The following is an 8036-nucleotide window of genomic DNA, read 5'->3' as shown; positions in this document are numbered from 1 at the left end:
CGCAAAAAGCAAATAGCATAAATAATAAAATATATTTTTTCATTTATATCAGCTCCCAAATAATTTCACAGCGATAAGCATTTGCCCGCCACATTATACCGCAAAATATCCATGAACACACCTAAGCTTGTTCGGCATTGTTTTTGAGCTTGCTTATTTGTTCTTTGTTATTTACCATTTTCTACCTTTTTTAAAAAGAGGGCATGTTTCAAGGCCTCTATCCACAGAAATAGAAAAATCTTTATCCGGAATTAAATGGTGGCGGTGACTATACCATCTGACATAAAAGCTTAGGCGTTCTATATTATCTTGTGTTGCGTTTTTATCTTTAAAAAACATATTTGACGAAACAGAAATTCTACCATCAAATGTTTCAAAAGAATATACATATCGTCCTGATCCATTAAGAAATAAGTTATTTTGTATATAATCCCAATCCAACTTATCTAAGCTTGTATTATAATAAGCCAGAACCTTATTATAATATTCTTCAGAATGTATATCTCCTTGATAAATATCTTGATCTAATTCGCACATTTTTTTAAACTTATGGTAACTCGGTTGCCAACTATAAGGCACAAACCAACCCCAGCCAACACACCCACCAAATAAAAACACAAGCGGGGCTATAGCGACAAAAAGCCTAAGGGATTTGAGAAGTTTGAGAAGTTTAAGCGTTTTTGGTGATTTGAGCGATTTAGGCGATTTGGGCGATTTGAAAAATCTAAGCAATTTTGGCGATTCAAGAAGCTTGAGCGATTTAAACAAATCCACCCCCGCGCCCATAATCCAAGCGGGCTTTGGTGATTTGGGAAGTTTGAGTGACTTAAACTTTGTCGCGCCAGAATCCACTTTGCCAAAAGCTTTTGGCGACTTAGGCGATTTGAGCCTGCTACTCACACCCCACACAAGCGCACGAGATTTAGGCGATTTTGGCGACCTAAGCAAACTAAAAGATTTTAGAGATTCAAACATTTTGCATTTTTCTATCATTTTGTATGTCCTTTTGTGTTTCATGGATTCTATAGACTTATTCTATAAAAGATGAAAAAATCTTGCCATTTTGCACCTCCTTAGATTCTATAAGAATCTATAGACAAGGCGAAATAGATGAGATTTTATCATTTTATCCCGCGGTTTTATCAAGAAAAAATAGATTTATACGGAATCTAAATTTGTAAATCTTGCATTTATGGTTTACTAAAGAAACTCGCTCACTCGTTTTCTAAAGAAGCTAACGCTTTGCAAGCAACAAAGTTGTGAAGCAATCTATTTTAGAAAATTATAGTTTTGCTTCTAGGCTTTGCAAGTTTAGTGCGCTGGCGTGGGCGACTTGCCCTAGCGATATGCCGCTGTCGTTGGTAGGGGCTATGTGGTGGAAGGCGTAGGGCACGCCATTTTGCCTAAAAAGCGCACCTATCATCTCGCACAGCGCCTTGTTTTGAAACACACCGCCGCTAAATCCCACGCGAAATCTAGCACGCGCGCGCGCATCCAGCCCAGCGCGAAAATCTAGTGCGAAATCAAGTGCTATGCAAGCTAGCGTGTATAAAAATCTATGCGCGATGCGCCCCATTTGCGCGCTTGGCAGAGAAATTTGTAGCGTGTTTTTGTCTGTCAATGTTTTTTTATCTGCGCTTTGTGGGTCGTTTTGGCTCGCGCTTTGACAATTTTTTTGGCAGTCGTTTTGGCTTGCATTGTGGCTGATATTTTGGCGACTTTTTAGCTGTTCTTTTTGCTGGTTTTCTGGGCGCGCGCTTTGGAAAATATCCTCGCATAGCTCATGGATGAGCGCCTCCCATAATATTATTTTGTGCGGTATTGTTTTGTGATTATCGCCGCTTGTGATGTGGTATGTATAAGGCTTATGCATACCAATCGCGCGCCAAATGGATTCTGCAGAATCCAAATCACTAGCACCAGCCACGCTAGCAGAATCCAAATCGCCAGATTCTCGCGCGCCGCTCTTAGAATCCAAATCACTAGAATCCAAAATTTTAGATTCTGCAAAGTTTGTAAAATCCCGCGCGTCGCCCCTAGAATCTAAGCTTTCAGAATCTAGCTCAGCAGAATCCGCCTTTTCGCCGCCGCTATGCCTAGCATTTTCTAGCGCAAACTCAAACGCCAGCGACTCTAGCAGTGCGCCCGCCTCGCCCTCATAGCTTGTGTGCGTGAGCGCGCCTAGCAGATGCGCCACCCCATCGATAAGCCTGCCAATCGAGCTTGTAAGCGGCACAAACATATTTTTATCGCCAGCAAACGCGTTTTTATCGCTCACGCCCGCGCTTTTGCCACTCGCACCCGCGCTAGATTCTGGCGCTTGGCTTAGCGATTTGCGCGCGATGATTTGCAGCGCCTTTGGCAGCGCCGCCTCATAATGCGCTATCGCCGCCTCATGCTTGGCGCGCAGGGCTAGTACATAGGCGATGCGCGCGATGTCTTTTATCGCCGCCTCGCCGCCCAGCAGCGCAAAAGGCTGCAGCGCGCCCACACGCCGCGCGCGCGCAAACCCGCCATACAAAAATTCGCCACCCCACACGCTGCCATCCTCGCCAAGCCCGCTACCATCCCAGATGATGCCTAAAATCTCATCATCCGCGCTCTGCGCTATCTCGGCCAAAATCGCGCAAAGATGCGCGTGGTGGTGGTAGATCTGGATATGTTTTGGCGTGGTGTGTGTGGTGTGTGTGGCGTTTTGTGCGCCGCTCGCTATTTCTCGCGCCAGCCTAGTCGTCTCATATCGCGGATGCATATCGCTCACCACCACGCTAGGCGTGAAATGATACAGCCGCGCGAAAAACGCTAGATTCTCGACATAGCGGCTATGTGTGGCGAGATTTTTCATGTCGCCGATATATGGCGTGATGAGAAAGCTGCTTTTTTGCGCTAGGCAGGGGCTCACCTTATCCTGCGCGCCAAGCGCTAGCACGCTAGCGTCACCCTGCGCGCCAAAAATCCCAAGACTCACGCGCTTTGGCGCAAACCCGCGCGCAAGGCGCAGAGGGCGGATTTTGCCATCGATATAGCGCACGATGCTATCATCGATGCCATGATAAATCGCCCGCTCAAAATCCAAAACAAAGCGCGCGATATGTGAGAGCCCTGCCGCCTGCGCACCATGCGTAATGATGGGCTCGGAGTGGATGTTAGCACTCGTGTAGATGATGGGCGCATTTAGCTTTTTTAGCAGTATGTGATGCAGCGGCGTGTTTGCTAGCAAAATGCCTATGGTGCGGAGGTTTGGCGCTATCGCGTGGGCGCAGATTTTTGGCGCGCTTGGCGCATGTAGTGGATTCTGGCTGTTTTGCTCGCTATTTTTTTGCGCTTTTGTGGCTGCATTTTTTGACACGCTTGCAGAAGTCAGCACATCATCGCTTAGATTCTCGCGCTGCATCGCTAGCACGATAGGCGCGCCTGGCGCGCTAAGCGCGGCTTTTTCCGCGTCATTTAGCACCGCGATTTCTAGGGCTTGCTCCATAGATGCGCACATTATCGCAAAGGGCTTTTGCGCCCGCGCCTTGCATGCTCGAAGCTCCATGATTGCCGCTTCATTGCTCGCATCGCACACGAGCGCAAACCCGCCAAGTCCCTTGATGCAGACTATCTCACCGCTTTTTATAAGCGTGGCGGTGGATTCTAGCGCGTCTTTGTCGCGTGCGATGATACGCCCCTCATCGCTTGGCGCGGCGGCGTCGATGAGCCTAAGCTCCACAGCGCATTCATTGCAGGATATGGGCTGCGCGTGGTAGAATCTGCTGGCTGGGTTTGCGTATTCAGCGGCGCAGTGCGCGCACATCGCAAAATCTCGCATCGCCGTGCGCACCCTATCATAGGGCAGGTCGCCTATGATGCTGTAGCGCGCGCCGCAGTTGGTGCAGGTGGTGAGGTGGTAGAGATAGTGGCGGCTTGTGGGCGTGAAGATGTCGCGCAGGCAGTCCCGGCAAACCGCAGAATCTAGTGGTAGCGCAGAATCTAGCGTGATGTTTGGGTGTGCGCTAGTTTGGGCTTTGGCGGTTTTGTCTGATTGGCTGGTAAAGTCGCTGGTGTCGCCAAAGTCGCTAGAATCTATAGATTCTAGCGCGCCTCTCAACTCAAGCGAGTCAAAAATCACAAAATCATCGTTTGGGCGCTTGGTTTGTGTTTTACCTTGCGCTTTGTCTTGCAAAAAATCGCGCAGATATAAAGGCAGGCTTTGGGGCGTGCTCGCGGCGCTGGTGGTGTGTGTGGCGCTGGCGGATTCTGCGCTAGAATCTGCTTTTTTGCTGCTGCTAGATTCTGCGTTTTGGGTTTGATTGGATTCCGCGCTGCTGTGCTGGCTGGATTCTGGCGGCAAATTTTTGAGAGTTTTAAGCGCGAAATTTTCTAGCGGGCAAATCTCTATCATATCGATGCGCGCTAGATGCGGCAGCTCGGCAAAAATAGCGCTTATCAGCGCGCCAAACTCGCGCCCAGAATCTAATCTCGCAGCATTCATAACTGCACCCCGCGCGCTTTTTGGCGCAAAAACAATCGGCGCAAATTTGACAAATCTAGCAATTTTGGCAATTTTGGCAGTTTTGGTGCTAGATTCTCGCGCGCCAGAATCTAAATCGTGAGAATCTACCACGCCAGAATCTAAACCGCGAGATTCTGCCTTGCCAAAATCCACGCCAAAGCCACCGTGCAAATCACGCAGATCCCAGCCCCACGATACACTTGCTATCAGCAAGCCATCGCCATTTATATTGCAGACGCCGCCCTTTACTCCCAAGCTTTTGGCGATGCGATAGATACAAGGGCGAAATCCCACGCCCTGCACGATGCCCCTAAATACGATAGCTAGCATCACAGACCGAGCCCATCACCGCGCGCCAAAATGCCAAAAGCCACACAAAATCCACCAAAAGCCACGCCAAAATCACGCATAAAGCTGCATAGTCACGCAGTGCAAACTACCATGCCAGCGTATCAGCGTGCGCGCATCCACGCCGATGACTTGCCGATTTGGCAGCGCTTCGCGTAGCATTTGCAGCGCCACATCATCGTTTTTGTCCGCGTATGTAGGCACGAGCAGCGCGCCATTGACAAACAAAAAGTTCGCATAGCTAGCCGGCAGCCGCGCGCCGCCCTCATCATATATCGCGCTGACAAAGGGCAGGCGCACGAGATTATAAGGCGCGCCATCTATCGTGCGAAGCGCTAGGATCTCTTGCTCCATCGCGCGCAGCGAGTCATAATGCTCATCATTCTCATCATCGCACGCGATGTAGGCTATCGTGTCAGGCGTCAAAAAGCGCGCTAGCATATCAATGTGGCTGTCGGTGTCATCGCCCGCTAGGTAGCCATTTGCAAGCCATAGCACGCGCTTTATGCCAAGCGTGTCGCGCAGCCTCCTCTCTATGTCGCTTTTGGTGTAGGTGGCGTTGCGATTTGGCTCTAGGAGGCAGGCGCTTGTGGTGAGCGCGCTATATGCGCCATCGGTGTCGATGCTGCCGCCTTCAAGCACGAAGGGGTGGGATTCTAGCGCGCCTTTTAGTGCGCCTATTTTGTGGAGGTTTGGTGTGATTTGGTTGTCAAAATTTGCGCCAAATTTCAGCCCCCAGCCGTTGAATACGAAGTTTATGAGGCGTAGATTTTGGCGTGTTTGCGCGTTTGTTTGCTCGCTTGGCGCGTTGTCGTGTTTTGGTGTGGTGCTTTTTGGCGCGCTTTGAGTAGAATCTAGCGCATTTTGGCTGGCATTTGGTGCGTTTTGTGGCGCTAGATCCTCCACGCTTATCGCGCCAAAGTCGCGCGCCCAAGTGTCGTTTGTCGGCACGAAAGCCAGCTTTATGCGCTTATTTACCGCGATGGTGGTGAAAGGCGTGATTTTTGGCGCGCTAGATTCTGGGCTAGAATCCAAAGTCGCATCCGCGCCAGAATCCAAGCCAGCCCCACCAAACCGCGCGCGCAAAAACGCCAGCCCCTGCGTATCCTCCACATCCACGCACACCAGCACATCCTCAAACCTCGCAATCGCCGCGATGATATCGCCAAAGCACTCGCGCGCCTCATCGATATGCGCCGCCCAGTCGCTATTCTCATGCGGAAAAGCCAGCAGGATAGCGCTCTGCTCCTCCCACTCTGCCTTTAGCCGCCTCGTATTTGCACTATTTGCGCCATTTGCACCACTCGCGCCAGAATCCAAATTTTGAGAATCTAAAACCTTTGCCATATTTGCCACCTTATAAATATACAAGATATTTTTGCGCTAGATTCTAGCAGATTTCGCCTAAAACTTGCTAAGTCTATTTGCAAAACGCACAACCTTGACAAAACGCATATCTTGGCAAAACGAGCCCGCTAAACAAAAACAAACAAAACAAAAACACACTTATCAAAAACACATTTGCAAAACATAAGGAATGCTTTTTGCTTTGCTTGCGTCATCACATAAGGATCGGAGCTTAAAGGACATGAAGTCAGCTATAAAATGGATTTTGCAACCGACATTTGGCTATCAAGCGCAAGCCAGCGCCAGCGCACACTTACGCGCGCAAACACAATCACAAACCCGCGCGCACACACTAGCCAAAACCCAAAACAAACCCCAAAAACTCGCACTATTCCTCGCCACACTCGCGCTTTGTGCGTCATTGCAGATCATGAAAGCCGCTGAAGGCGATCCAAACATGGATAGAGATATGCTAGCTGATAGAGGTGCGCGCTATGATGATGGCGGGCTGCCACCACCCTCGCAAAACCCAGCACTCTCGCAGAATCTAGCCGATACGCTAGGTGCAGGCGATATGCCGCCAAACTTTGGCGCGCCAAACCAAGCCCCCGATGATATACGCGGCTCTGACTTGCTGCCACATCAATACCCCATGAGTGATAGGCTGACATCGCCAGACATCCCTACAGCGCAGCTAAAAGCTGCTATCGATGCGACCAAAAAAGGCGATCTCATCACGGCATTTGGGCTTTTCAAAAGTTCGTGCGAAGGCGGGAATCCATCCGGGTGCTTTGGACTTGGCACGATGTATGCCTCTGGCAGAGGTGTCGAGCTAAATATGCAAAAAGCGCAGCAATACTACGAGATGGGCTGCTCTGCGGGCGATCCGACCTCTTGCACCAACCTAGCCATGATTTACAATGAAAAAAGCGGCGCTAGCAAAGATGACAAAGAACTTGCCGTGCAGTTTTATATGACCGCATGCCAAGCCGGCGATGCCATCGCTTGCAACAACCTAGGCTTCATGTATGCCAATGGCGATGGCGTGAATAAGGACTTTTTCACCGCGATCCGCTACTACAAGCTAGCGTGCAATGGCGGCAGCAATCTCGGCTGCTACAACCTAGGCTTGCTTAGCAACACCCAAAACATCTATGGCAAAAACAAATCCTCACTCTCCAAAGCCGACCTAAACTACGCCGCATGCAACGCCGGCGATATCAAAGGCTGCAGCAACCTAGGCTGGATGTATGCCAATGGGCTTGAGGGCGCGCCACTTAGCTATGCCTACGCGGCGAAATACTTCAAAATCGCGTGCGACTCCGCCGATGTCAAAAGCTGCAGCAACCTAGGCGTGCTCTACCAAAAGGGGCTAGGCGTGACGCAAGACACCAAATACGCGCTCGATCTGTATGCGTATGCGTGCAACTCGGGGCTGCAACAAGGCTGCGACAACTATCGCATCCTAAAACAAGACTTGCAAATCAACCCAAACCCCACATACACCACCAAGCCCCAGCCTTCAAGAAAGCCGAGTTTTTATAGTCGCTAGGCGCGGTTATTGCGCGGTTATTAATTAGGTAGTTGTGGTTATCGCCACTCTGGCGCGGTTGTCATTGCGAGCGGGCTTCACCCGCAAAGCGAAGCGTTAGCTTCTTTAGTAATCCATAATTAAAAGCCAAAATCTGACCTGTGCATTTTTTATTTATTAGATTCTAGTTTTCTAGTCGCCAATCCTTTGCGTTTATCCTTGTTGCTAGTCGCATTCCTTTCGCAGGGGGACAAGGGGGCTTGAATTGCTAAAGAAACTTCGTTTTGCGAAGTCGCTCCCCTTATCCCCCTGCAC

The 8036-nt window shown here is 49.8% G+C and carries 5 protein-coding genes; 2 read left to right on the top strand and 3 right to left on the bottom strand.

Annotation, left to right across the window (positions count from 1 at the left end):
• Positions 1-171 precede the first annotated feature (171 nt).
• A complete protein-coding gene (locus BKN38_RS11305) occupies positions 172-618 on the bottom strand; it encodes a hypothetical protein (RefSeq protein WP_066458256.1) in 447 nt (148 codons plus the stop codon).
• Between the two features lie 43 nt (positions 619-661).
• Here BKN38_RS11305 and BKN38_RS11300 point away from each other — a divergent pair, with 43 nt between their 5' ends.
• Positions 662-1048, top strand: a complete 387-nt coding sequence (locus BKN38_RS11300; RefSeq protein ID WP_066458253.1) for a hypothetical protein — start codon at positions 662-664, stop codon at positions 1046-1048.
• A gap of 234 nt (positions 1049-1282) precedes the next feature.
• Here the strand turns inward: BKN38_RS11300 and BKN38_RS09685 are convergent, their stop codons facing one another.
• Together BKN38_RS09685 and BKN38_RS09680 are read right to left on the bottom strand one after the other, a co-directional pair.
• Positions 1283-4825, bottom strand: a complete 3543-nt coding sequence (locus BKN38_RS09685) for a Sua5/YciO/YrdC/YwlC family protein (protein ID WP_070957816.1) — start codon at positions 4823-4825, stop codon at positions 1283-1285.
• A 72-nt stretch (positions 4826-4897) separates the two neighbouring features.
• Positions 4898-6190, bottom strand: coding sequence for an agmatine deiminase family protein (locus tag BKN38_RS09680; protein ID WP_082942688.1), 1293 nt, complete (start codon positions 6188-6190; stop codon positions 4898-4900).
• A 241-nt stretch (positions 6191-6431) separates the two neighbouring features.
• Here BKN38_RS09680 and BKN38_RS09675 point away from each other — a divergent pair, with 241 nt between their 5' ends.
• Entirely contained in the window at positions 6432-7742 is a 1311-nt protein-coding gene (locus BKN38_RS09675; protein WP_066458248.1) for a tetratricopeptide repeat protein, read from the top strand.
• Positions 7743-8036: the final 294 nt, after the last annotated feature.

The sequence above is a fragment of the Helicobacter sp. CLO-3 genome (genome assembly GCF_001854545.1).
Lineage (GTDB): Bacteria > Campylobacterota > Campylobacteria > Campylobacterales > Helicobacteraceae > Helicobacter_B.
Note: the sequence above shows the minus strand (reverse complement) of the source record. Positions and strands in the feature narration are given on the sequence as shown.